Source organism: Streptomyces sp. NPDC021562 (genome assembly GCF_040640875.1).
Lineage (GTDB): Bacteria > Actinomycetota > Actinomycetes > Streptomycetales > Streptomycetaceae > Streptomyces.
Genome location: NZ_JBFACN010000030.1, coordinates 56,437 through 79,781, shown reverse-complemented (window position 1 = coordinate 79,781; position 23,345 = coordinate 56,437). Strand labels below are relative to the sequence as shown.

The 23,345-nt window shown below is 69.3% G+C and carries 20 protein-coding genes; 12 read left to right on the top strand and 8 right to left on the bottom strand.

Annotated elements, in window-relative coordinates; genetic code table 11:
- The first annotated feature begins 209 nt into the window (after window positions 1-209).
- Both AB0G52_RS34275 and AB0G52_RS34270 read left to right on the top strand, forming a co-directional pair.
- Window positions 210-896 carry a phospholipid scramblase-related protein gene (locus AB0G52_RS34275; protein ID WP_132891814.1) on the top strand — a complete coding sequence of 229 codons (687 nt, stop codon included), beginning with the start codon at window positions 210-212 and terminating at the stop codon, window positions 894-896.
- Between the two features lie 228 nt (window positions 897-1,124).
- Window positions 1,125-1,985, top strand: a complete 861-nt coding sequence (locus AB0G52_RS34270) for an endo alpha-1,4 polygalactosaminidase (RefSeq protein WP_361341965.1) — start codon at window positions 1,125-1,127, stop codon at window positions 1,983-1,985.
- Window positions 1,986-2,006: 21 nt separating this feature from the next.
- Here the strand turns inward: AB0G52_RS34270 and AB0G52_RS34265 are convergent, their stop codons facing one another.
- Window positions 2,007-2,840 (bottom strand): polysaccharide deacetylase family protein, encoded by an 834-nt coding sequence (locus AB0G52_RS34265; RefSeq protein WP_361341962.1) that lies wholly within the window; start codon window positions 2,838-2,840, stop codon window positions 2,007-2,009.
- A 125-nt stretch (window positions 2,841-2,965) separates the two neighbouring features.
- On the bottom strand, window positions 2,966-3,658 hold the full coding sequence (locus AB0G52_RS34260) for a beta-glucanase (protein ID WP_207921860.1): 693 nt from the start codon (window positions 3,656-3,658) through the stop codon (window positions 2,966-2,968).
- A gap of 272 nt (window positions 3,659-3,930) precedes the next feature.
- Here AB0G52_RS34260 and AB0G52_RS34255 point away from each other — a divergent pair, with 272 nt between their 5' ends.
- On the top strand, window positions 3,931-5,328 hold the full coding sequence (locus tag AB0G52_RS34255) for a cytochrome P450 (RefSeq protein ID WP_361341959.1): 1,398 nt from the start codon (window positions 3,931-3,933) through the stop codon (window positions 5,326-5,328).
- A gap of 20 nt (window positions 5,329-5,348) precedes the next feature.
- Here the strand turns inward: AB0G52_RS34255 and AB0G52_RS34250 are convergent, their stop codons facing one another.
- The gene (locus AB0G52_RS34250) at window positions 5,349-6,197 is read right to left on the bottom strand and encodes an alpha/beta hydrolase-fold protein (RefSeq protein ID WP_361341956.1); all 849 of its coding nucleotides are present in this window, start codon (window positions 6,195-6,197) and stop codon (window positions 5,349-5,351) included.
- 91 nt (window positions 6,198-6,288) lie between these two features.
- On the opposite strand from AB0G52_RS34250, the gene AB0G52_RS34245 reads away from it, so the two are divergent.
- The gene (locus AB0G52_RS34245) at window positions 6,289-6,885 is read left to right on the top strand and encodes a DinB family protein (protein ID WP_132891809.1); all 597 of its coding nucleotides are present in this window, start codon (window positions 6,289-6,291) and stop codon (window positions 6,883-6,885) included.
- A gap of 104 nt (window positions 6,886-6,989) precedes the next feature.
- Here AB0G52_RS34245 and AB0G52_RS34240 read toward each other — a convergent pair whose 3' ends face one another.
- Window positions 6,990-9,221 (bottom strand): alpha-L-fucosidase, encoded by a 2,232-nt coding sequence (locus AB0G52_RS34240; protein WP_361341952.1) that lies wholly within the window; start codon window positions 9,219-9,221, stop codon window positions 6,990-6,992.
- A 375-nt stretch (window positions 9,222-9,596) separates the two neighbouring features.
- Between AB0G52_RS34240 and AB0G52_RS34235 the strand changes: the two genes are divergently transcribed.
- The 3 genes from AB0G52_RS34235 to AB0G52_RS34225 all read left to right on the top strand — a co-directional run bounded on the left by AB0G52_RS34235 (window position 9,597) and on the right by AB0G52_RS34225 (window position 11,961).
- On the top strand, window positions 9,597-10,307 hold the full coding sequence (locus AB0G52_RS34235) for a FadR/GntR family transcriptional regulator (protein WP_132891807.1): 711 nt from the start codon (window positions 9,597-9,599) through the stop codon (window positions 10,305-10,307).
- 312 nt (window positions 10,308-10,619) lie between these two features.
- Window positions 10,620-11,468, top strand: coding sequence for a helix-turn-helix domain-containing protein (locus AB0G52_RS34230; protein WP_361341949.1), 849 nt, complete (start codon window positions 10,620-10,622; stop codon window positions 11,466-11,468).
- Window positions 11,469-11,676: 208 nt separating this feature from the next.
- Window positions 11,677-11,961 carry a LuxR C-terminal-related transcriptional regulator gene (locus AB0G52_RS34225; RefSeq protein ID WP_132891805.1) on the top strand — a complete coding sequence of 95 codons (285 nt, stop codon included), beginning with the start codon at window positions 11,677-11,679 and terminating at the stop codon, window positions 11,959-11,961.
- Window positions 11,962-11,964: 3 nt separating this feature from the next.
- Here AB0G52_RS34225 and ispG read toward each other — a convergent pair whose 3' ends face one another.
- The 3 genes from ispG to ispH form a co-directional block, all read right to left on the bottom strand.
- A complete protein-coding gene (gene ispG / locus AB0G52_RS34220; protein ID WP_207921859.1) occupies window positions 11,965-13,107 on the bottom strand; it encodes a flavodoxin-dependent (E)-4-hydroxy-3-methylbut-2-enyl-diphosphate synthase in 1,143 nt (380 codons plus the stop codon).
- On the bottom strand, window positions 13,104-14,921 hold the full coding sequence (locus tag AB0G52_RS34215) for a 1-deoxy-D-xylulose-5-phosphate synthase (RefSeq protein WP_361341944.1): 1,818 nt from the start codon (window positions 14,919-14,921) through the stop codon (window positions 13,104-13,106). The genes ispG and AB0G52_RS34215 overlap by 4 nt, the downstream gene beginning before the upstream one ends.
- 119 nt (window positions 14,922-15,040) lie before the next feature.
- Window positions 15,041-15,991 (bottom strand): 4-hydroxy-3-methylbut-2-enyl diphosphate reductase, encoded by a 951-nt coding sequence (ispH, locus tag AB0G52_RS34210; RefSeq protein WP_132891804.1) that lies wholly within the window; start codon window positions 15,989-15,991, stop codon window positions 15,041-15,043.
- Between the two features lie 387 nt (window positions 15,992-16,378).
- Between ispH and AB0G52_RS34205 the strand changes: the two genes are divergently transcribed.
- Together AB0G52_RS34205 and AB0G52_RS34200 are read left to right on the top strand one after the other, a co-directional pair.
- Window positions 16,379-17,290, top strand: coding sequence for a methyltransferase domain-containing protein (locus tag AB0G52_RS34205; RefSeq protein WP_132891803.1), 912 nt, complete (start codon window positions 16,379-16,381; stop codon window positions 17,288-17,290).
- A 157-nt stretch (window positions 17,291-17,447) separates the two neighbouring features.
- The gene (locus AB0G52_RS34200) at window positions 17,448-18,278 is read left to right on the top strand and encodes a methyltransferase domain-containing protein (protein ID WP_132891802.1); all 831 of its coding nucleotides are present in this window, start codon (window positions 17,448-17,450) and stop codon (window positions 18,276-18,278) included.
- A 172-nt stretch (window positions 18,279-18,450) separates the two neighbouring features.
- On the opposite strand, the gene AB0G52_RS34195 is transcribed toward AB0G52_RS34200, so the two are convergent.
- Window positions 18,451-19,758 carry a cytochrome P450 gene (locus AB0G52_RS34195; RefSeq protein ID WP_361341939.1) on the bottom strand — a complete coding sequence of 436 codons (1,308 nt, stop codon included), beginning with the start codon at window positions 19,756-19,758 and terminating at the stop codon, window positions 18,451-18,453.
- 331 nt (window positions 19,759-20,089) lie between these two features.
- On the opposite strand from AB0G52_RS34195, the gene AB0G52_RS34190 reads away from it, so the two are divergent.
- The 3 genes from AB0G52_RS34190 to AB0G52_RS34180 all read left to right on the top strand — a co-directional run bounded on the left by AB0G52_RS34190 (window position 20,090) and on the right by AB0G52_RS34180 (window position 23,338).
- Window positions 20,090-21,127: a polyprenyl synthetase family protein gene (locus AB0G52_RS34190; RefSeq protein ID WP_207921858.1), complete on the top strand. Its 1,038-nt coding sequence runs from the start codon at window positions 20,090-20,092 to the stop codon at window positions 21,125-21,127.
- Between the two features lie 131 nt (window positions 21,128-21,258).
- Window positions 21,259-22,431: a cytochrome P450 gene (locus AB0G52_RS34185; protein ID WP_361341936.1), complete on the top strand. Its 1,173-nt coding sequence runs from the start codon at window positions 21,259-21,261 to the stop codon at window positions 22,429-22,431.
- Between the two features lie 10 nt (window positions 22,432-22,441).
- The gene (locus tag AB0G52_RS34180; protein ID WP_361341933.1) at window positions 22,442-23,338 is read left to right on the top strand and encodes a 4-hydroxybenzoate octaprenyltransferase; all 897 of its coding nucleotides are present in this window, start codon (window positions 22,442-22,444) and stop codon (window positions 23,336-23,338) included.
- The last annotated feature ends 7 nt before the right edge of the window (window positions 23,339-23,345 follow it).

Genomic DNA, 23,345 nt, shown 5'->3' with positions numbered 1-23,345 from the left:
CGAAAATGACGAGTCGTAGACCCGGACGAGCCGGTGCATTCACGTTGCGCGCGTTCTTTTCGAGTTCGGGAAGAAATAGGCGAGAGAATGGTTCATTTCGCGGCGCGAGCCGGTGTTCGACAAAGGAGCGCGTCCGCGGTTCGTCACGGTGCGGCAACGAGACGGTGCGCGGCCGACCGGATCCCGCTCCGTGGCGTTAACGTGCCGCAGTGACCACACAATCGAACACACCTGACCCGAAGGTCAGTCGCCAGGTGCGGCAGCAGGCCGGGATCACCTCGAGCGGTCCCGGCGGCGGCACCCTCTTCACCGAACCGGTGCTGGTCGTGAACCAGAAGGCGAAACTCATAGAACTGACCAACGAGTACAAGGTCATGGACCAGCACGGCAACCAGCTCGGCTCCGTGGTCGAGGTCGGGCAGAGCGCACTGCGCAAGGTCGTGCGCTTCATCAGCGACTGGGACCAGTACTTCACCCACCGGCTGGAGATCCGCGACGCCCAGGGGCAGCCGGTCCTGAACCTGACCCGCCCCGCGAAGATATTCAAGTCACGGGTGATCGTGGCCCGTCCGGACGGCGAGGTGCTGGGCGAGCTGGTCCAGCAGAACGTCTTCGGAAAGATCGACTTCGCCATCAACGCCGGCGGTCAGCAGATCGGCGCCATCAAGGGCGAGAACTGGCGCGCCTGGAACTTCGCCGTTGTCGACCACGCGGGGACCGAGGTGGCCCGGATCACCAAGACCTGGGAGGGCCTCGCCAAGACCATGTTCACCACGGCGGACAACTACGTCCTCCAGATCCACCAGCAGCTCCCCGATCCCCTGCGGAGCCTGGTCGTCGCCACGGCACTGACGGTGGACACGGCCCTGAAGCAGGACGCCCGCGGACTGGGCTGACACCGGGCCGGTCCGGGGCCGGCCCTCGCACGGGACGTAGGCGGCAGGGGCCGGTCGCGCCGGCTTTGATATCGTCACGGTGTCGGACCGCCCAGCGTCCTCGCGGTCCGCGGAACCGCGGCATTCCCAGCCGGTAACTCGGGCCTACGAGCCGTCAGTCCGGCCCAAGTCGCCAGGACCACGCGCGTCCGAGGCGGGGCATGCTTTCTCATCCAGAGGCAGACCGTCATGCGCACCCCCCGGGCCGGCTCCCGCCCTGCCACCGTCCCCCTCGCCGCCGCCTTCCTGGCCGTCGCCCTCCTCATCGCCGGCTGCTCCGGCACCCCCACCACCGACGCGGGCACCACTTCGGGAAGCCCCTCGGCGAAGGTCTCCGCACCGCCCGCCCACGCCGGAGTCGACTACCAGCTCGGCGGCGCCTACACCCCGCCGAAGGGCGTCTTGGTGGTCTCCCGCGACCACACGGCGTCGCCCGCCGCCGGCCTGTACAACATCTGCTATGTCAACGCGTTCCAGGCGCAGCCCGACGCGCAGAAGGAGTGGGACGCCGACCTCCTGTTGCGGGACGGTTCCGGGAAGGTCGTCATGGACGATGACTGGGGCGAGGCGATGCTCGACATCGGCACCCCGGGCAAGCGGGCGCGGATCGCCAAGAAGGTGGACGGCTGGATCGACGAGTGCGCCGACAAGGGATTCGACGCCGTCGAGCCGGACAACTACGACAGCTACACCCGCGCCCCGCACGGCCTGCTGACCGCGGCCGACGCCGAGGCGTTCCAGACTCTGCTCGCCCGCCACGCACACGCCCGGCACCTCGCCGTCGCCCAGAAGAACACCCTCGAACTCGCCAAGGACCGCAAACGGGTCGGCCTCGACTTCGCCGTGGTGGAGGAATGCGGGCAGTACGACGAATGCGGGTCCTACGTCGACGCGTTCGGCGACCACGTCATCGTCGTCGAGTACACGGAGAAGGGCATGAGGAAGGCCTGCGCGGGCTGGGGCGACCGGATCAGCGTCGTCCGGCGTGACCTCGACGTCACCCCGGCCGGCCAGGAGGGCTACCTGCGCGAGACCTGTGACAGCTACTGACGGCCGCCCCGGCCGGGAGGCTCAACCGGTCGGCGGCTGGACGTAGTCCTCCAGGCGCGCAACGGCGAAGCCCTGCTCGTGGATGCGCCGGAGCAGATTGGCGAACATGTGCGTCATCGTCGTGCCCTTGAGTTCGGACGGTCCGCGGAAGTGAGCCAGGATGATGTCCCCGGGGCGCAGCTTCTTGTCCGCTGACTGGTACTGCATGTTGCGGATCTGCATGGACTCCCGCCACCACACGATCGCGCGGGGCCCGCACTCCCCGACCGCGACCTTGGTGTCGGAGTTGTACGCGCCGTAGGGCGGCCGGAAGAGCAGGGGCGCGGTGCCGTACTCCCGCGTGAGGATCTTCTGGTCACCGCACACCTCCTCCTTCTGGCGGGCCAGGGGAAGGGTGTTCATGACGGGGTGGTGCAGGGTGTGGTTCTGGACGTGGTCGCCCAGCGCCTGCAACGGTTTGAAGTAGGCGTAGTCGGACTTGACGGCGTCGTTCATCAGGAACATCGTGATCGGGACCCGCAAATCCCGCATCATCCGGATGAACTCGGGGTCCTTCTCCTGCCCGTCGTCCACCGTGATGAAGACGACCTTCTGCGCGGTCGGTATGTGGGTGAATACCGGGACCGGTCCGGTGGCCGAGAGTTTCACCGGCTTGTCGACCGGCGGTCGCGGGGCTGCGGGCAGCGGCGCCAGGCCCCACCTGCGCCAGGCCGCCGCGGTGGCGGAACGGCCGGGCGCGGTGCTGGTCGTGCCGTCCGAGGGGGCGGGCCGGGAGGCGGCGGCGCCGGCGTGGCCCTTGCCGCCGCCCGCGTCGCAACCGCCGACCGCCAGGGCCACTGCGACCGTCCCCGTCACCCACCGGTACAACCTGCCCCGGCTCCCGCGCTGCTTCACCGTGTCCGTCCCTCACCTGGCATCGATTCTCAACTCGCCGAAAGGTAACCCGACGACACTAAAAAAGGATCAAGGGTGAGGTGTGATTACGCCAGTCGCTGCGGTGGCGGGTCCGCCGGGTGCGCCGGGGCGGGGCGGCGTACCACCAGGTTCTCGACCTGGAAGGACAGCTCGGTGGTCGTGGAGTCGGGCCGCGGGTGGTAACGACCGGCGCACACGGAGAGGTTGACGATCAGGTAGGCGTGCCAGCCCGCCCCGACACCCCTCCCGTCGGCGAACACCTGTGCGCCGTTGAGTGTCCACACGACGTTGCGGCGGCCGAAGGTCACGCCCAGCGCGACGGTGCTGCCGGGCCGTACCCCGGGATGGGTGACGTAGCTGTGCCCCTGGCGTACGTGGTTGGAGAGTTCCAGCAGGTCGGGGTTGTCGGGGTGGTACTCGAAGACGTCCACCTCGTTGCCGCCGTCCCGCCATGTCCAGATGGCAGGCCAGGCTCCCACGCCGGTGGGCAGGCGCACGTCCGCCCGGAGCTGGTCCCCGGTGCGGACCGCGAAGCCTTCGGCGCTTCCCTCGGTGGTGAGCAGCCCGGTGTTCCACCAGCCGTCCGCCCTGGGGGTGGCCCGGAAGGTACCGGTGCGGGAGTAGGCGGGATCGGCGGTGAGATAGTCCAGCTTGTCGTCGTCCGGGTTGGTGGGGCCACCGTCGGGATAGGCCCAGGAGTGCCCGGCGATCCACTGGCGTTCGGAGGTGAAATCTGCGGTGAAGACGACATCGCTCACGTGCGTGCTCCCTCGGCGGCCGGGGACGGCGGCGACATGCCCGATGGCTTTCCTGGGCTGTCGTCGCCCATGCGGCGGCGGCGGGAAGCGAAGCGCCTGTCGAGCGTGTGGGTGACGCACGTGCCGTGTCCGGCCGAACGACTGCGCGACGAGTGAACGGTCCGCTCGAACGCCCGGTGGGTCACGCAGGATTCACCGGCACGGTGCATCAGGGGTAGGTGTCATGGGCATGTATTCGGGCGTTTGATCCCTCCCCCACGAGGAGCGAACGCGTGCCGCACGCACCCACCACGTCACCCACCCTCGCCCCCACGGCCCCCGGCGGTCTGCCGCTGATCGGGCACGGGCTCCGGCTCGTCCGCGACCCGCTGCCGTTCATCACCTCGCTGCGCGCATACGGCAGTGTGGTGCGCATCCGCATCGGTCCCACCCCCGCCTACGTGATCACGGACCCCGCACTGACCCGCCAGGTCCTGGTGACCGACGCCGCCCATTTCCCCAAGGGCGGCAGGTACTACGACGCGCTGCGGGTCTTCCTCGGTGACGGAGTCGCAACCGTCACCGACGGCGACACCCATCTGCGCAACCGCCGTCTGATGCAGCCCATGTTCAGCAAGGCGCACATCGCCGAGCGCGGCAACGCCATGATCGACCAGGTGCGGACCACGGTCGGCGCCTGGCCCGCGGCCGAGCCGCGCGACATGTTCGCGGGCATGAACGAGATCACGCTGGCCACGTTCCTCGTCGCCGTGTTCGGCGCGGACCTGCCCGAAGGCCTGGAGGGCGAGTTCACCGCCCTCATGCCCGAGATCATGAAGGGAACGATCCGGCAGGTCATCCTTCCGCCCTGGATCACGCGGCTGCCGCTGCCGGGCAACCGCGCGCACGCCGACCGTGTCGCCCGTCTGCGCACCCTCATCGACCGGGCCATCGACCATCACGCCGACGTCACCGCACCCGGATCCGCCGAGGCATGCCCGCATGCGTCCCAGGCGGTGAGCCGACAGCAGGCGGGCCTGTTCGAGACCCTGCTCGGCGCTGAGGAGCACCTCGGCCGCCGGCAGCTCCAGGACGAGGCCATCACCCTCCTGGCAGGCGCGATCGAGACCACCGGCACCACCCTCGCCTGGGCGCTGTACGAGATCGCCCGGAATCCCGCCGTCGAACGACGTCTTCGTGAGGAACTGGCCTCGGTGTGCGCGGACCGGCCGCTGCGCTACGACGACCTGGACCGGCTCCCGTACGCGCGCAGGGTTCTGCAGGAGGCCATCAGAAAATACGGACCGTCCTGGATGGTGACGCGGACCGCCGCCCGTGACGTCGTCCTCGGCGGACACCTCGTACCCGAAGGCGCGGACGTCGTGTGGAGCCCCTATCTGCACCAGCACGACTCCTCCTACTTCCCCGACCCGGACACCTTCGACCCGGACCGCTGGGAGGCGGACCGCGCCGCAACGGCCCGAGGCACCTTTCTCGCCTTCGGCGACGGACGCCGCAAGTGCATCGGAGAGAACTTCGCCTGGGTGGAGCTCCACATCATCCTCGCGACCGTCCTCCAGGTCTGGCCCCGGCTGAAGCCGACCTCCCGTCCACCGCGCCCCCAGGCCGTCATCACCGTCAAGCCCGACGCCCTGACCATGGAGTTCCACCGGGACAGTGCGCCACGGTGAACAGCCGCTTGCCGTGTCGGTCAATCCTCGTCGGGCCGCCACAGCCAGCGCAGCGCGTCCGGCAGCAGGACGCCGCCGTGGTTGGGGCTGTGTCCGCCGTCTCCCAGGACCAGGCGGAAGTCGTAGCCCGCCTCGGCGAGCGCCGCCGCCACGCGCAGGTTCTCGGCGAGCCAGTTCCCCTGCGGCTCATTCCAGCGGAGGTCGCGGTGGCCGGCTTGCATGAAGATGCGCAACGGCATGCGGGGGACACGGGCGATGAGGTCCGGGTAGGGGTTGCCGCCTGGCATCTGCGCGAAGCTGGACAGGTATCCGATGACGCGGCGGAACGTGTCCGGACGCAGCCACGCGGCGGTGAAGGCACAGTTGCCGCCGCTGCTCCCGCCGCAGATGCCCCACCTGTCCGGTGACGGGGTGATGCTGTAGCGCTCCGCGACCCACGGGATGATCTCGGTGCGGAGCAAGGTGGCGTACCGGTCGTCGAAGGCGTCGTACTCGTTGTTGCGGTTCTTGGGGTTCTCGGCGTCGGGGAAGACGCCAGGATCGACGAACACGCCGATGGTGACGGGGATGTCGCCGCGGTGAACGAGGTTGTCCAGGACGGTCGCGCCGCGTACCTCCCCGGCGGGGTCCAGGTACCACCAGCCGTCCTGGAACACCATCAAGGACGCCGGTTCCGCCGGATCGTACCGTGCGGGCACATGGACCCAGAACTTCCGGAAGGTGCCCGGGTAGACCTCGCTGCCTCGCCACTCGAACGCGACCGTCTCGCCGGCGGGCACGCCCGGCTGCGGTGTCGAATCCGGTCCGTGGACATAGCGCACGTCCGACTGGTCCCTCGGGAGTGGCTGATAGGGCATCTCGACGGTCACGGGCAGCAACCGTAGGGCAGCCACTGTCCTTGACCGCAAGGGATTTTCGCGTCGCCGCCGGTTGTCAGTGCCGGGTGGGAGACTTCCCGGCATGATCGAACCGAGTCCGAAAGCGGACCTTCTCCGATACCTGCAAGAGGCGCGTGACGCCCTGGTGTGGAAGCTCGACGGGCTCTCGGAGTACGACATCCGGCGCCCGCTGACGCCCACGGGTACGAATCTGCTGGGGCTGGTCAAGCATGTCGCCGGTGTGGAACTGGCGTACTTCGGCGATACCTTCGGACGGCCGTTCTTCGATGAGGCGCCGCCGCCCTGGTGGTACACCGAAGAGCCTGAGAACAACGCGGACATGTGGGCCACCGCGGACGAGTCCCGGGAGCAGATCGTCGGGTTGTACCGGCAGGCGTGGGAGCACTCCGGCCGCACGATCGCGGAGCTGGCGCTCGACGCGACAGGCCACGTCCCGTGGTGGCCGGAGGCACGACAAGAGGTGACACTGCACCACATCCTCGTGCGCGTGATCTCCGACACCCAGCGGCATGCCGGCCACGCCGACATCGTGCGGGAGCTCATCGACGGATCCGTCGGCTATCTGCAAGGCAAGGAGAACCTGCCGCCCGAGGATCGGCAAGGGTGGGAGGACCACCGGAACCGACTGGAGCGCGTGGCCCGGGAAGCCGACGCCTGACGACGGCGGCCCGAGCCTGCCCCCTCGTTTTCCGCGGTACCGGGACCCGCTCAGCAGCCCCGTGCGGGACCGCGGAAAACGCGTCGGAAGGGGAGCGGCTCAGCTCACAGGGCGGTGAGCGTCCACAGCAGGTTGGCGCTGGAGCCGTACGTCCACTGTTTGGTGACCGAGCCGGAGGACACGTTGCCGCCGCCGTCCAGGACGAGGCCTGTCGTGCGGTTGGCTATGGAGTAGCGGCCGTCACCGCGGTGGGTGATCAGCCACTGCTGGTTGGTGCCGCCGTTCCAGGCGGCCTGCCGGGCGGCGGAGCCGTCGGAGGTGGCGCCCCAGCCGTCGGCGACCATGCCGTTGGTGCGGTTGACCAGTTTGTAGTAGCCGCCGCCGACTTCGACCGCCTGCCACTGCAGGTTGGTGCTGCCGTCCCACGTCCACTGTTTGAGGTTCGAGCCGGAGTCGACGTCACCGCCGCTGTCCAGGGCCAGGCCGTCGGTGACGTTGACGACCTTGAAGTACGCGGCCGGGTCGAACTGCACCTTCAGCGAGGTGACCTTGTCGTTGCTGCCGGTGTTCCTCAGGTCGGAGTTGTCTGCGGTGAAGGTCCAGGCGGTGCCGGTGAAGCCGTCGCCCGAATAACCGATGACCCGGTAACCCGGTGCGAGCCGCAGCGAGGACAGGGTGCGCGGGCCGAGGCCGGCCAGCGTCAGATCGTCCGCCGTGTGGTCGCCGACTTCGAGGACGGTACCGGTGCCCGAGTAACCGACGTCCCTGAACGCCACGGCCCCGGCCGGCGGGCGCAGGCTGGGGATCTCCCCCCGGAAGCTGAACTTCAGCACATAGGCCTTGGCGGTGAAGGGCGCCGACGACGGCAGGGCGACGGTGAGGCCGCTCGCGTCCTGCGTCGGACCCGCGAGGCTGAGATAGGAGCCCGCGGTCGAGTCGAGCAGCTGCACCGACTGGAGCGAGGAGACGTCGATCCGGGCGGAGTTGAGGGTCCTGATCGTCAGTGAGCTGCCCGGCCAGCCCAGCACGGTGGCGTACAGGACCTTGTTGGCCTTGTCGCGGGTGAAGCGGATGTCCTGTGCCGTACCGGCGGTGGGGGTGGTGAAGGAGCCGCCGCCCATTTTCGTGGGGCCCTCGCCGTACGCCGTCCAGGCGCGCGTCCCGTAGACCGACTCGCCGAAGCGCCTCAGGTAGTCGCCGATGGCGAGCAGGACGTCACGCTGTCCCTGGGGGATGGTGCCGTCGGCCATCGGTGCGATGTTCAGCAGCATGTTGCCGTTCTTGCTGACCCGGTCGATCAGGGCGTGCAGCATCTGCTCGGTCGAGTAGTAGCCGATGCCCTGCGTGTAGCACCAACTGGAACTGGAGATGCTGTCGTCGGTGAGCCAGTAGGGGTTGGTGAGGTCGGCGGGGCCGCCCCGTTCGAAGTCGAAGACCTCGCCGTGGCTGTCGAGGCCGTCCTTGTAGGTGGCGACGACCTCCTTCCCCCAGGTGGCGGCCTGGTTGTAGTAGTACGACAGGAACCTGAGCCGCTGGGTCTCGTCGACGTGGTCGAGGCGCCAGTCCTGCCACAGGATGTCCGGCTCGGCGAGGTCGACGACCTCCTTGAGCTTGTCGTACCAGAGCTGGTTCTCGTCGGCCGAACTCAGTTGTCCGTAGAGCTTCTTGAGACTGTCGTCGGTCTGGGCGGGCGCGTACTCGTAGTAGCCGGTGAAGTTGTAGGCGTGGTGCATCGCCACCAGCAGCTTCAGGTTCTTGGCGCGGATGGCGTCGGTGAACAGCCGCAGCAGGTTCAGGCCGGGGCCCTTGTCGACGGAGTTCCACTCGTTGACCTGGCTGTCCCACATCGAGAAGCCGTCGTGGTGTTCCGCAACCGGCCCGGCGAACTTCGCGCCCGCGTCGACGAACAGCTGCGCCCACTCGGCCGGGTCGAAGTTCCCGCCGGCCGAGGTGAGCCGGGGCTTGAACTCGGTGAAGTTGCCGGCCAGGTCGTCCGCGCCGTTGATGAAGTCGTGGAACGGCCACGCCGACGGATCGCCGTAGGTGGCGATGTGGTGCGCGTTGGCCCTGCTCCCGCTGTCGTACATGTTCCGCGGGTACCACTCGCTGTCGTACGCGGGGACGCTGAAGACGCCCCAGTGGAAGTAGATGCCGAACTTGGCGTCGCGTAACCACTCGGGTGCGGCGGTGTGCTGGTTCACGGAGTCCCACGTGGGTGTGTAGGTGGCGGTGGCCGCAAGGGCGCGGGCGGGCGTGATCGCGTCGGTGGCGACCGCGGCCGCCACGACGGCTGTGGCGCCGGCGACGAACTGACGTCTGCTGAGCGAACTCGACATGTGGAAATCCCTGATGCAGAGGGGGGACAGGGGAGACCCGGGCGCCGGATGTTACGGACGAAGGTCGTGCCTGTATCCCGTCCGTGTCAACCGCTGTGCAGGGATGAATACGGAGTCCGGTCGACGCAAGAGGGGAGTTATTACCCTTGATGTCGGAATAGTCGAGGCATAGACATGCGATGTATTTTTCCGGCCTTGATGCAGGTCAGTTGGCCGTTTCGGGAAGGCCGATGGGATGGATGTGGCGGCTGCGCCCGGGAGCGAAGCCGGACCGCGTGGAGATGCCCTCGTGGGGGCCGCCCCTGCCCGCCGCCGCGATCGCCCTCCCCGCCAGACATCCCAGTATCATCAACGTCACGGCGGAAGGAGTTCGCGGTGTCCCTGACGGACAAGGCCATCGAGCAGATCCGTGAGCTGATCCGCTCCGGCGCGCTCCCTCCGGGTTCCAAGCTGCCCCCGGAGCCGGACCTCGCCGCCCAACTCGGCCTGTCGCGCAACCTCGCCCGCGAGGCGGTCAAGGCACTGGCCGTCGCCCGCGTCCTGGAGGTACGGCGCGGCGACGGCACCTACGTCACCAGCCTCCAGCCGAGCCTCCTCCTGGAGGGGCTGGGCGGTGCGGTGGAACTCCTGCAGGGCGACGCGGGTGCCCTGCGGGACCTGATGGAGGTACGGCGGCTCCTCGAACCGGTCGCCACCGCGCTCGCCGCGACCCGCATCACCGACGAGCAACTGGCCGAGGTCAAGCGGCACCTGGACGCCATGCGCGAAGCCCGTGACGACGTGGAGCAGCTCAACGCGCATGACGCCGCCTTCCACCGCGCGGTCGTCGCGGCCACCGGCAACGAATCCCTGCTCACCCTCCTGGAAGGGGTCTCCGGCCGCACCCTGCGCGCCCGCATCTGGCGCGGCCTGGTCGACGACGCGGCCTCGGGCCGTACCCTCGCCGAGCACGAGGCGATCTTCGCGGCACTCTCCCAGCGCGACGCCGCGCTCAGTCAGGCCGCCGCACTGCTGCACGTGAGCAACACCGAGCAGTGGCTGAGAGATCACCTCCGGGCCCAGGAACCCGACGTAAAAGACCTATAGCAAACTGACTCGCGGGTAATATCTTAAATGGTTCAAGTACTCATGCTACGATCTTTGCGGTCGGAGCGACTTCCCGCACGCTCCGATGTGCCCTCGGTGTTATTGCGAAAACCTGCCCGATACAAGCTCTCTCTGTGTCCCGGCCGAAATGAACGCCAGGAAATGCCTCGGCGACATCCATGAAACGCGTCAGGTGGGGGGACCTGCGGCGCAAATGCACCAACCAGAAAGTTGAGATGCGAAATGGTCGAAATGACAGGCAGGTCGTTATTTTCGGTCGATGGGCTCCGCTCGACACCGGACGACGGTTCGGTGGCTGACTTCAGGGCGAAGGCGCGGGCCACAGGGCAGGAGTGGGGCGAGGAGCCGGACGCCCTGGTCGAGCTGCTGCGCCAGGCCGCGGCAGGCGATCCCAGGCTGGCCGCCCTCATGCGCGCCGGAGGTGGCCTGCTGCACGATGTGCTCGACGCATACCGGCGAAAAGGCGCCGCGGGTGTTCCGCGTGATCCGGCAGGCGACCTCGCCGACGGTCGTGCACTGCCCGCGGACCTCGCCGAAGGGCTCACTCCCCGGTACCTGATAGCGGTCGCGAGGCTTGCGGAGCCCGGCCGGCAAGCGGCCGCGCTGCGCGCGGTCGCGGGGGACGACGCGCTGCTGACGCACCGGGACGGCGACGTCGTGCTCTTCATCCCGGCGGCGGGCCCGGGCAGCGGTGAACGCTCGGTGACGAGGCTGGCCCAGTGCCTGGGGGGCAAGGGCTGGCTCGCGACCGCAGAACGGGACCGGGCACGCCTCGTCGACGGGCTCGACGAGGCCTGCTCCGTCCTGAGGCTGGTGGTGGCCGGACTGCGGCCGAGCGGCGCCTACACGATCTCGGACGTGCTGGTCGAGTACGCGGTCACGCTGAACGAGAAGGTGCGGACCGACCTGGCCGCGATGATCAGACCGCTTCGGGCGCACAAGGTGCTGTGGGAGACGCTCACCGCCTTCGTCGACTCGGACTACAGCAAGAACAAGACGGCACGGAGCCTGTTCATCCACCGCAGCACGCTGGACTACCGCCTGAGGCGGATCGAAGACGTCACCGGCTGCGACCCGACCAGCGGCAGGGGCGCACAGACACTGACGGCGGCCATGATCGCCGAAGCCTTGCAGAGCTGATCAGGACGCCTCCCGAGGACCCGGCCGACGCTATTCCCAGGAATGCATCAATGCAAACCAGAGTAAAGTTCCGCAAAATTGGGAGAGAATTCCGAGGCGGTCGGAAAGTGGCAGGATGCAATGGCCCGGCAGTGACAAGGAGTGAGGGGCCTCCCTAGGATCTCATCCCAGTACTTCGCGTCTGGCTGTACGGAATGGGGTGGGTGCCATGCGTAACGACCAGAACGGCTTCGACAATTTCAGGCCAGCCGGTGGCTGGATTCTGAGCTCGGTTCAGGCCAGGGTCCTGGAAGGTGTCGCCGCCGGCTTCTCCAGCGGACGGCTCTCCAGAGAGTTGCACCTCAGCTCGAAGACCATTGATTACCACGTCCGCGTCATGTCCGAAAAGCTACAGGCACCGAATCGTGTCGCGCTGGTCTCGAGGGCGTTCGTCCTCCAGATCCTGCGCACGGACTCGTGGCCCCCGCGCATTTCCTGTGAGACCGCGGATTGATGCTCAGGCCTCGACATCCACGCCCATCTCCTCGGCGATGCGCGCGGCTTCGGCCAGGAGGGTCTCCACGATCTTCGACTCCGGGACCGTGCGGATCACCTCGCCCTTGACGAAGATCTGGCCCTTGCCGTTGCCGGCGGCGACACCGATGTCGGCCTCGCGTGCCTCGCCGGGCCCGTTGACGACACAGCCCATCACCGCCACCCGCAACGGCACCGGAAACCCCTCGAGCGCCGCGGTGACCCGCTCGGCGAGGGTGTGCACATCGACCTGGGCCCGGCCGCAGGAGGGACACGACACGATGTCCAGCCCTCTCGGCCGCAGCCCGAGCGACTCCAGGATCTGCGTGCCGACCTTGACCTCCTCGACCGGTGGTGCGGAGAGCGAGACACGGATGGTGTCGCCGATGCCCTCCGCGAGCAGGGCCCCGAACGCGACCGCGGACTTGACGGTGCCCTGGAAACGTGGGCCCGCCTCGGTGACGCCGAGGTGCAGCGGGTAGTCGCACCGGGCGGCGAGCCTGCGGTACGCCTCGATCATCACCACCGGGTCGTGGTGCTTCACCGAGATCTTCAGATCGGTGTAGCCGTGTTCCTCGAACAACGAACACTCCCACAGTGCCGACTCGACCAGCGCCTCCGGCGTGACGCCGCCGTGCTTGCGCAGCAACCGCCTGTCCAGGGACCCGGCGTTCACGCCGATCCGGATCGGGACGCCCGCGTCCTTGGCCGCACGGGCGATCGCGCCGACCTGGTCGTCGAACTGGCGGATGTTCCCGGGATTGACCCGTACCGCGGCGCAGCCGGCGTCGATCGCGGCGAACACGTACTTCGGCTGGAAGTGGATGTCGGCGATCACCGGGATGCCCGACTTGCGGGCGATCGCGGGCAGCGCCGCCGCGTCGTCCGCCGACGGCACGGCGACCCGCACGATCTCGCAGCCCGCCGCGGTGAGCTCGGCGATCTGCTGCAACGTGGCGTCGACGTCGGCGGTGGGCGTGGTGGTCATCGACTGCACCGAAACCGGCGCGGCGCCGCCGACGGGCACCGTGCCGACCATGATCTGGCGGGAGGACCGCCGTGTGGCCACCGAGAGCGGGACCTCGTCCCTGCGCGGCGAGGGCATGCCCAGATCGACGGTCGTCACTGTTCCTCCCCTGAGTGAACCGGCCAGGTGCCGGAGTCGTCGATGCCGCCCGGCGCCGCGTCGAGGCCGGCCAGCAGTTCCACCACGACCCGGGTGACGTTCTGCGCGGTCAGCCCGCAGGCGGCGAGCACCTCGGCCCGTGAGCCGTGGTCCAGGAACCGCCTCGGGAGGCCGAACTCCCGTAAGGGGGTGCGCACGTCGGCGTCCCGCAACGCCTGCGCGATCGCCGAGCCGACGCCCCCCGCGCGGCTGTTGTCCTCGACCGTGACCGCCAGCCGGTGGCGGCGGGCCAGGTCGGCGAGCGCCGGGTTGACCGGGGTGACCCATCGCGGGTCCACCACCGTCACCCCGATGCCCCGGGCCCGGGCCCCGTCCGCGACGGCGAGCGCGAGTCCGGCCAACGCGCCCACCGCGACGATCAGCACGTCCAGCGGGCCGGAACGGCGCAGCACGTCGAGCCCGTTGAACGTGGCGACGGCAGGAAGGTCCGCACCGGCGGGGCCCTTGGGGAACCGCAGCAGGGTCGGGCCCTCCTCCCACGCCACCGCCTCGGCCAGCAGGTCGGCCAGCCTGGTGCCGTCCCGTGGCGCAGCGATCCGCAGCCCCGGCACCACCTGCAGCACCGACAGGTCCCACATGCCGTTGTGGCTCGGACCGTCGTCACCGGTCACCCCGGACCGGTCGAGGACGAACGTCACCGGCCGGCGGTGCAGTGCGACGTCCATGAGCAGCTGGTCGAACGCGCGGTTGACGAACGTGGAGTAGATCGCCACCACCGGGTGCACGCCGCCCATGGACAGGCCGGCGGCCATCGTGACCGCGTGCTGTTCGGCGATGCCGACGTCGACCACCCGGTGCGGGAACCTGCGCTGCATCGGCAGGAGTCCGGCCGGCTCGGCCATGGCCGCCGTGATCGCCACCAGGTCGTCGCGACCCTCGGCCAGTTCGGCCAGCTTCTCGCCGAACACCGAGGTGAACGAGGGGGGTGACGCCTGTAACGCCTGCCCGGTGCCCGGGTCCATCGGTTTGACGGCGTGGCCGAGGTCGAGGTCGTTGGCCTCGGTGTGCCGGTACCCCCTGCCCTTGGCGGTGATCGCATGCACCACCACCGGCCCGCCCAGGGCGATCGCGCGGCGCAGGCAGTCCTGGACCGCGAAGAGGTCGTGTCCGTCGACGGGGCCGAGGTAGCCGAGCCCGAGTTGTTCGAACACGCCCGGCCCGCGCCCGGCCCGCAGGTCGGCCAGGTGCGCGGCGAGTCCGCCGACGGTCGGAGCGTAGGAGCGCTGGTTGTCGTTGAGCACGATGACGAGCGGCCTCTTCGGCCCGCCCGCGATGTTGTTGAGCGCCTCCCAGGCCATGCCGCCGGTCATCGCGCCGTCGCCGATGACCGCGACGGTCGCCCGGTCACACCGGCCGAGGTGGGCGTCCGCCCTGGCCAGCCCGTCCGCGTAGGACAGCGCGGTGGACGCGTGCGAGTTCTCCACCAGGTCGTGCTCGGACTCCTTCCGGCTCGGGTAGCCGGAGACTCCGCCGGACTTGCGCAGCCGGTCGAATCCGGCCCGGCGACCCGTCAGGATCTTGTGGACGTAGGACTGGTGCCCGGTGTCCCACACCAACCGGTCCCGCGGGGACTCGAACACCATGTGCAACGCCATGGTCAGCTCGACCACACCCAGGTTGGGTCCCAGATGTCCCCCGGTCGCGGAGACCCGCTCGATCAGGAACGCGCGGATCTCCCCGGCGAGGTCGCGGAGCTCTCCGGCGGTCAGCTCACGCAGCCGCGTCGGGTCGTGCACGGTTTCCAGCAGCGCCATGGCGAACAGGTCTCCTCACCGGGGTCGGTAGGCGGCCTCGGCCGCTGTCTCCGTCAGTTCGGGCCGACCGCCCGGCGCGACACCGGTCCGGCCGGCCGGACCGCGGCGGCCGCGCGCGGTCACGGCGCGTCCGCCGCTCCGGTCAGCCGCGCGGGCGGGGAGAACACGATGTCCTCGGTCGCGACCCGTGCCACGGAGGTGTCCGCGTACCCCAGTTCGGCGAGCCGGTCGAGCAGTTCGTCGACGAGGATCTCCGGCGCGCTCGCCCCGGCGCTCACGCCGACCGTGCGGACGCCGTCCAGCCACGCGGGGTCGAAGCGGGTCACGTCCGGCACCAGTTCGGCCCGGCCGCCGAGCCTGCGCGCCACCTCGACCATCCGGATCGAGTTGCTGGAGTTGGTCGAACCGACCACCAGCACCAGCTCGCACCGGTCCACGATGGCCCTGATGCCGTCCTGGCGGTTCTGGCTTGCGTAGCAGATGTCGTCGGTGGCGGGTCCGCGCAGGTCGGTGAACCTGCGCTGGAGCACGGCGATGATGTCCTTCGTCTCGTCCACCGAGAGCGTGGTCTGGGTGAGGTAGGCGACCGGTGCGTCCGGGGGAAGGTCCAGAGCCTCCGCGTCGGCCACCGTCTCGACGACGACCGTCTGCTCGGGAGCGTGCCCGTAGGTGCCCTCGACCTCCTCGTGGTCCGCGTGCCCGATCAGCAGCAGCGTCCGCCCGTCGCGGGCGAACCGCCGGGCCTCCTGGTGCACCTTGGCCACCAGGGGGCAGGTCGCGTCGAGCACGTCCAGGCCGCGGGCGTCCGCGTTCTGCCGCACCTGCGGGGAGACACCGTGCGCGGAGAAGACACACACCGCGCCCTCCGGCACCTCCAGCTCGGAGTCGACGAACCGGACACCCCGGCGCTGGAACTCGCGCACCACGTAGTGGTTGTGCACGATCTCCTTGCGGACGTAGACCGGCGCTCCGTGCTGCTCCAGTGCGAGGTCGATGATGGCTATCGCCCGGCGCACCCCGGCGCACAAACTCCGCGGCTCGGCCAGCAGCACCTGCTTACCGCCACTCATTCCCACTCCGTTCCGTCCGTGACGTCCGAGCTCGGGAAGACTTCTCTGCCGTTGGGTGCCGGCTAATCGCCGGACTCGAATTCGGCCCCGGTGCCGCCCAGCGGCCACCACTCCGCAGAGCAGTCTAATCCAGACCTCGCACCGTTATCTTTGGGGTTTTTCCTAAAGTCGAAGACGGTCGAGAGGTGTCGTTGACACGACCAGGGCCGCCCTCCAGGATGGAGTCCGATGGCTGCCACTTGATTTCGAGACGACTCAATATCCGAGTCGTGCGGGCGGCTCTCCATTTTGAACCGCGTGTGCGCCGAAATCGCGGCGAGCGCAGGGCGACCACCACAGCAGGCCGATCGCCAACGTCGTCGGCATCCGGGCTCTGGAGGAGTGACCGTGTCAAATCTGGATGAACTTTCCACCTCGCCTCGAACGGCGCCGGAGCCTCAGGACGAGGTGAAAATAGTCGGCCAGTACTACGACGACAAAACGGCCAGGCTTGTGCGGAAATACGGGCCTGGACCCCGGATTCACTATCATGTAGGCCACTACCCGTCCTCCCGGACGCCGCTTGACGTCCACGACGCGACGCCGGACGCCATCCGTCGCAGCATTCGGCTGCACCAAGAGGGTCTGCTGCGCTACGCGGCCAAGATCTGGGGTGCCGAACACCGGCTCTCGGGGCGGATCCTGGACGTCGGCTGCGGTCTCGGCGGGGGTTCGCTCTTCTGGGCGCAGGAATACGGCGCCGACGTCACCGCGGTCACCAACGCGCCGGAACACGCGCCGATCGTCGAGGGTTTCGCGCGCGAGTGCGGGGTGGACGGGCGGGTCCGGGCGCTGGTCTGCGACGCGATGCACCTCCCCGCGGACGGCGGCCCCTACGACGCGGCGGTGGCGATCGAGAGCAGCGGCTACTTCGACCGCCCCCGGTGGTTCGAGCGGCTGGCGCGCGCGCTCCGTCCGGGCGGGAGCGTGTGCATCGAGGAGGTGTTCATCACCCGCCCGCACGGCGCCGATGTGTGGGCCGAGTACTTCTACACGAAACCGGCAACGGTGCGCGACTACGCGGAGGCCGCGCAGGCCGCGGGTTTCGAACTGGTCGACGACGTCGACGCCACCTCGGAGACCGCGCCGTTCTGGGAGGAGAGCACCGCCTGGACGAAGGCGGTCCTGGAGACGGACAGCGGCCTTTCGGCAGTCGAGCGCCGGCAGCTGAGGATATCGCTGATGGCGAACCAGGCACTCGGCGCCGAATGGCGGGCGGGCGGCCTGCGGCTGGGCTTCCTGCGCTTCGAGCTGAAGTGAGCTGACCGCCTGACGGCCTGCGCGGCCGGTCGGCGGATCACAGGCGCTCGGCCGGCGTTGCCCGGCCGGGCGCGGCGGGTTTCCGCCCGCCTTTCGACAGAGGTACGGCCGGACCGGTGCCGGCCCGTGCGATCCTCACCACGACACGGAGTTCCTCATGACGCTCAAGCAGTCTCCCGCTCCCAGCGACGTCCGCACCGTGTACGACGGTTTCGGTCGGATCTACGGTTCCGCGTGGGGCCGCAACATCCACTACGGCTACTGGGAGAACGACGCCGACGACAGCTCCGTCGAGGTGGCCACCGACCGCCTGACCGACCTGATGATCACGGGCCTCGCCGCGCAGCCCGGCCAGCGGGTCCTGGACATCGGCTGCGGTGTCGGCCACCCCGCGCGGCGGCTGGTCCGCGCCTGTGACGTGGACGTGGTGGGCATCACCGTCAGCCACATCCAGGTGGCGGAGGCCACGGAACTCACGGCCGAGGCCGGCCTCGCCGACCGGGCCACGTTCCAGTTCGCCGACGCGATGGACCTGCCCTTCCCCGACGGCTCGTTCGACGCGGCCTGGGCCTTCGAGTCGATGTGGCACATGCCCGACCGTGGCCAGGTGCTCTCCGAGACCGCGCGCGTCCTGCGTCCCGGCGGGCGCCTCGCCATCGCCGATGTCATCCAGCGCGACCCGGTCAGCCCCGAGGGGCGCGTGGTCCTGGACCACATCTGCGAGAACTACGCGGTCCGCTCCCTGGGCACGGTGGACGAGTACCGGGTGGCCCTGGCCGAGAACGGTTTCGTCGACGTGGAGATCCGCGACATCACCGACAACGTCATCCGCACCCTCGGTCTCATGGCCGACGCGTTCGAGACCGTCCGCGACAAGCTGTCCGATCTGGTCGGTGCGGAACAGGCCGACTCGCTCATCGACTTCGTGCGCAGGTTCGGATCCATTCCGGAGAGCGGCTACCTCTTCCTGACCGCGGTCCGCGCCTGACCGAAGGCGCCACACCCCGTCCTTCCCGACACCGAAGGGCACCGTCGAGTTCCGGTGAGGCTGTCGGCCGCCGACCGCGGCCGGCAGCCTCCTCGATGTGCGGGCCTGCCACCGGGTCCCACAAGCCGAAACGGCCCGCCAGGTGAACCGGCGGGCCGTCACTGCACGCGGATCAGGTGAGTTCCGCGGGGGCCAACGTGTCGCTGAGACCTCCCGAAGGACGCCCGGACGCCCGTCCCTGCTGCCTGACCCGCAGCTCGCTCAGCGCCCGCAGCGGAAACACCGGCCGGTGAGGTGGCGGCGCCCCCGGTGCCAGAGCCAGACCCGGCATCCGGTCGGCGACGGCCTCGATCGCGACCTCCAGTTCCATGCGCGCGAATCCGGCTCCGAGGCAGAAGTGGATGCCGTGCCCGAACGCGAGATGCGCGGCGGACCCGCTGCCCGGACTGAACCCGGCCGGACACGCGTGGGCGCGACGGTCCCGGCCGGCCGCTCCGTACAGCAGCAGGAGCCGGCTCCCCGCGGCCAGGTGGACGTCGCCGACCACCACGTCGTGGAGCGCCGTGCGGTACATGCCCGCCAGGGGACTGTCGAACCGCAGCCCCTCCTCGACGAGGTCCCGCGTGGCGATCGTGCCGTCGACCACCGCGGCCCAGCCGCCGGGTGACCGGAGCTGCTGGTAGACGATCGTGCCGAGCGCCTCCGCACAGGTCATGTGTCCGGCGAAGATCAGCGTGGGGACCTGGACGGCCACCTCGTCGGCGGTGAGCGTGTTGCCCGCCCTGCCGTCGTGGAGCAGTTCGCTGATCAGGTCGTCCTGCGGCGCGGCGAGCCGCTCCTGCACGAGCGACCGGGCGAACGCTCCGAACTCCATCAGGCCACGGGCGTATGCACGCAGCCAGTCGGGATCGGTGTAGCTCTGCAGCATCATGAGTTCGATGCGCTGCTCGGACCAGGTCCGGCAGCGGTCGACGTACTCGTCCGGGATCCCGAGGCGCCGGCAGATCACCTCCAGCGAGTACGGAACGGCGAACTCCGTGATGAAGTCGAACTCCGCCGAGGCCGCGGTCCGCCCGGCGAGGCCGGCGGCGATCGCCCGGACCGTCGGTGCGAACGCCCTGACCCTGGCGGGCGTGAACCCGATGTTGAGCACTTCCCTGATCCTGGAGTGCTCGGGAGGGTCGAGCGAGCCGACGGCCAGCGCACCGGCACCGCGCCACGTCCGGAGCATCCGACTCACATCCTCGGGCAACTCGACCGAGGAACGGGGGTTGTGGTCGCGAGCCGAGAAGTTACGGTCGTCCCGCAGCACGGCGACCATGTCCTCGCGCCGGGTGACACACCACGCGTCGAGCAGCGGCGCGTAGAACACCGGCTCCGTCTCCACGATGTCGGCCAGAAATGAATACGGGTCGTCGCGATGTGCGCCGTACGGGTCGAACGGCCTGCCTTCATGTAATTGCTCAGAATCGACTGACACAGGCATTCCGCCTCTCAACCTTTCGGTGAACAATTCCCGGCGGTGATCGGTCGCGTTCGGCCCTGGTGCCGCCCGGCGGCCACCACTCCGCAGGGTAGTCTAATCCAGACCCTGCGCCGTGTTCTTTGGGGTTTTTCCTAAAGTCGAAGCCGCTCACCCTGCGTCGTTGACACGGCAGGGGAGGTCGTTCAGGATGGCGGTCGGAACGCTCAGGCACATTCCATCGAGCGGCATATCCAGCACGATGATTTCCAGTGGTGCAATTCGCGAACCCCATGCGCGTCGGTTCTGACCAGTAATCGGGACGGCGTGCGACCGGAGGAAAATCTCGATGAGCGCACTCGACACCTCGTCGGCCGGGGTTCGTACCTCCCCGTCGCCGAGGACGGTGCGGGCCACGGTATGGCCCGTCATCCGGCAGCAGGTCTCCGCCCTGGAGCCGACCCTGGCCCGGATCTGCTCCTACCACCTCGGCTTCGCCGACGAACACGGTGCCCCCAGCAGCGCCCCGAGCGGCAAGCTGACCCGCTCCGCCCTCATGATGGCGGCGGCGGACGGAGTCGGCCTGCGGCCGGCGGACGTGCGCAGCCACGCGGCGGCACTGGAGCTGCTGCACAACTCGACCCTGATCCACGACGACATCATCGACGCGGACGAGTCGCGTCGCGGCCGGCCGGCCGCGTGGAAGGTGTTCGGCATCGGTGCGGCCGTGCTGGCCGGTGACGCGTTGCAGGCCCTCGGCCTGCGGATGGTCGTCGACGACACCGGCCCCGGCCGGGCGGAGATCTCCGGCGCGTTCGCCGAAGCCCTCGCTCTCGTGCTCGCCGGCCAGGCCCGCGAGCTCACCGTCCGGCTGGGTCCGGGCACCGGCGTCGCGGAGTACGACCGGATCGTGACGGAGAAGACGTCCGCGCTCCTGGAGTGCGCACTGGTGACGCCCGCCCTGCGGGCGGGCAGCCCGGAACGCGTCCTGAACGCCCTGCGCGGCGCGGGGCGGCATCTGGGCCTCGCCTTCCAGATCCTCAACGACGTCGAGGACATCTGGGGCGACCCCGCGGTCACCGGCAAGCCCGTCCGGAGCGACATCGCGCGGCGCAACCCGAGTTTTCCCGTACTGGCCGCGCTGTCCGCCGGCCATCCGGCAGCCGACCTACTGCACCGGCTGTGGCACGCCGACGGCACCACGCCGGCGCACCTGCAGGAGATGGCCGACCTCGTCACGGAATCCGGCGGCCGGCACGCCGCCGAGCAGGTGTCCCGCACCCACCTGGACTCGGCTCTGGAACACCTCGCACGAGCCGAGCTGTCCCCGGCCGCGACCAGCGAACTGACCGCGCTGTTCGACCGCATCGTCCATCGCACACCATGACCCGACCGACCTGCCGCCGGCCGGCGGGTCCGCCCTCCTCATTCCCCGACGGACACCGCAGCGACGGCTCCCGTACGTCGTGATCGTCTTCGAGATGGTGGTCCGAACCCCGATTCCGGCGGAGGCCGTCAGTGAGTACCCCAGCCCAACTGCCCTTCGAGCAGACGCATGTGCTGCACCTCGCGCCAGGGCTGCGCACGCTCCAGTCCCAGGGCGCGATCCATCGCGTTCGTACCGCCGAAGGCGACGAGGCATGGCTGGTCACCGCGCACGCCCGGGTGCGGCAGCTGCTCGACGACGACCGGCTCAGCCGCTCGAACCCCGACCCGCGGGCAGCGGCCAAGGACAGCGGGTCGGCGCTTCTCGCCGGCCTGCTGGGCGGCTTCGCCACCGACCACGCCCGGCTGCGTGCGCTGCTCGAACCGCACTTCGCACCCGAGCGGATGCTGGCGCTGCGCCCCTACGTCGAGAAACTGACCGGGCAGCTCCTGGACGCGGTGGCCGGGCAGCAGCCACCCGTGGACCTGCGGCAGGCGTTGGCGCTGTCGCTGCCGATTCAGGTGATGTGCGAGTGGCTGGGCGTCCCCCAGGAGGACAAGGACCGGTTCGGCGGCTGGACCCAGGACGCCGCCAACGTCGGGGACCCGGACAGGTCCCGACAGGGGCTGGGCGAGCTGTTCGCCTACTGCAGGCGGCTCGTCGCCGACAAACGGCAGAATCCGGGCGACGACGTGATCTCCAGGATCTGCGCGACCGAGGGGATCGAGGACAACGAGGTCCTCGGGCTGACGGCGCTGTTGCTGTTCGGCGGTTACGAGACGACCGTGGCCCGGATCGGCACCTGCGTGACGCTGCTGCTGTCCGACCCCGCACAGTGGCAGGCGCTGGTGGACGACCCGAGCCTGGTCCCCGGCGCGGTCGAGGAAACCCTGCGGATGTCCATGCCGAACCCGCACAACGGCGGTATGCCCCGTTACGCGCTGACGGACTTCGAGATCGACGGGGTCACCGTCCGGACCGGCGATCTGGTGCTGCTCAACATCATCGCGGCCAACCACGACGAGACGGTCTTCACCGACGCCGGCCGGCTCGACGTCAGGCGCGACACCACGGACAGCCTCGTGTTCGGGCACGGCGCGTACCACTGCGTGGGCGCGACGCTGGCCCGGATGCAGCTCCAGGTGGTGATCGGCCAACTCGTCGCACGCTTCCCGACCCTGCGTCCGGCCGTCGGTGTCGAGGAGCTGAGTCTGCGCCACGACACGCTGATCGGCGGGTTGGTCCACCTCCCGGTGACTTGGTGATCGGATCCTGATGCTGCACAAGATATCCACAGACGTCGTCACGAAGAGCCCCCACCCGGTCCGGGCCTACCTGCTGTTGATGCGCCTGGACAGGCCCACGGGCTACGTCCTCTACCTGCTTCCAGGGCTGTGGGCCGCCGTCCTCGCCTCCGGTCGACGACCCGACCTCCTGGCGGTGGTGGTGCTCGCCGTCGCCGCGGTGCTGGTGCGCGGCGCCGCCTGCGCGGTCAACGACGCGGTGGACCGGGACGTCGACGCCCGAGTCGCCCGCACCGTGACGCGCCCGGTCGCGTCGGGGACGATCAGCGTCGGGAACGCACTCCTGTTCGCCGCCGCACAGGGCCTGGTCGCCCTGCTGGTCCTGGCGGTCCTGAACGTGCAGACGGTTCTGGTCGCCGCGGCCTCGTACCCGTTGATCGTCGCGTACCCCTTCATGAAACGCGTCTTCTTCTGGCCCTCGGCCTTCCTCGCGCTGGTCATGAGCGTCTACGTGCTGATCGGCTGGACGGCGGCGACCGGGAGCCTCCACTACCCCCTGGCGGTGTACGGCCTGTACGCCTGCGGGGCCTTCTGGACCCTGATCCACGACGCGATCTACTCCCATCAGGACAAGGAGTACGACCGGCACATCGGTGTCAAGTCCTCCGCGCTGCTGTTCGGCAAGGCCACCAAGGCATGGCTTGCGGTCTTCCTCGCGCTCAGCGTCGGCGGCGTGTGGTGGGCCGGTTCCCGAATGTCCATGGGGTGGGCGTTCTACCTGATCGTCGTGGCCGCGGGAGTCTTCCTGTCCACCCTGCTCGTCCGCGTGGACCTGGATGATCCGACATCGTGCTGGGACACCTTCGTCGCCAACACCTACTACGGCTGGATCCTCCTCGCGGGCGTGCTGGCGGGGCAGTTCACATGAACGAGGA

What these genes read in the sequence shown, in the direction of transcription:
- AB0G52_RS34240 (WP_361341952.1), bottom strand. Translation starts at nt 9,221, where the DNA reads ATGTCGAGTTCGCTCAGCAGACGTCAGTTCGTCGCCGGCGCCACAGCC.
- ispH (WP_132891804.1), bottom strand. Translation starts at nt 15,991, where the DNA reads ATGAGTGGCGGTAAGCAGGTGCTGCTGGCCGAGCCGCGGAGTTTGTGC.
- AB0G52_RS34190 (WP_207921858.1), top strand. Translation starts at nt 20,090, where the DNA reads ATGAGCGCACTCGACACCTCGTCGGCCGGGGTTCGTACCTCCCCGTCG.
- AB0G52_RS34200 (WP_132891802.1), top strand. Translation starts at nt 17,448, where the DNA reads ATGACGCTCAAGCAGTCTCCCGCTCCCAGCGACGTCCGCACCGTGTAC.
- AB0G52_RS34180 (WP_361341933.1), top strand. Translation starts at nt 22,442, where the DNA reads ATGCTGCACAAGATATCCACAGACGTCGTCACGAAGAGCCCCCACCCG.
- AB0G52_RS34225 (WP_132891805.1), top strand. Translation starts at nt 11,677, where the DNA reads ATGCGTAACGACCAGAACGGCTTCGACAATTTCAGGCCAGCCGGTGGC.
- AB0G52_RS34215 (WP_361341944.1), bottom strand. Translation starts at nt 14,921, where the DNA reads ATGGCGCTGCTGGAAACCGTGCACGACCCGACGCGGCTGCGTGAGCTG.
- AB0G52_RS34270 (WP_361341965.1), top strand. Translation starts at nt 1,125, where the DNA reads ATGCGCACCCCCCGGGCCGGCTCCCGCCCTGCCACCGTCCCCCTCGCC.
- AB0G52_RS34245 (WP_132891809.1), top strand. Translation starts at nt 6,289, where the DNA reads ATGATCGAACCGAGTCCGAAAGCGGACCTTCTCCGATACCTGCAAGAG.